The 730-nt window shown below is 64.9% G+C and carries 1 protein-coding gene; it reads right to left on the reverse strand.

The window, feature by feature from the left end:
- Positions 1–730: IS66 family transposase (locus BV034_RS34090; RefSeq protein ID WP_265593798.1), on the reverse strand; the 730-nt coding region annotated here is incomplete at both ends.

Here is a 730-nt window from a genome sequence, read left to right on the forward strand (position 1 = left end):
ATACACCTCCAGCTTCTCCCACTGGTTGAGTGCATAGTCACAGGCCTTGGCCAGCAGGCTCTGCGGCAGGAGGGCGTTGGCCCGCACCTCCAGGATCTGCGCCTTGAGGCGGGAGAGCTTTTGCGCCACACCCTGCTCCTGCCGGTAGTCCAGACGGGCCTGCCCCTTCAACTGCAGCTCCCGCGCCCGCTCTTCGACTCCATACAAGGCGCCGATGCTGGCCACCACCGCCAGCCCCGGTTCGCAGGGCACCTCCTTGGGAGCTGCCTGGCACGCTTCCACGAACTTGCGCCGCACGTGTGCAAAGCACCCCGCATGACGCTGCACCTGCCCTTCCAGACAGTCATAGACCACATAGCCGTCGCTTTGCAGGATGCCTCCGTAGTCCTTCAAATAAGCCCGCGCCCCTGCCTGGGCACGGTTGTCCTGGTACTCGAAGTACACGAGCCCTCCGGGGATGGAGTACTGCCACAACCACGCCACATCGTTGCGGCCTTTGCCCAGATCTTGCAGCACTGGCAGCCTCGTCTCATCGGCCTGGATGAGCGGCCCCAGGCGCAGCTCCTGGCCAATGGCCCGCGCCAGAGGTTGCAGCAACGCTCCGGCGGCCATCACCGCCCGCGTCGCCGTGGCCTGGCGCACGATCACACTGTGATCGCGCTCCCAACCCTGCAGCTGACGGTACACCGGCAGATAATCGGCATACTTGCGCACCACCAGTTCCACCACT

The organism is Verrucomicrobium sp. BvORR034 (assembly GCF_000739635.1).
Lineage (GTDB): Bacteria > Verrucomicrobiota > Verrucomicrobiia > Verrucomicrobiales > Verrucomicrobiaceae > Verrucomicrobium.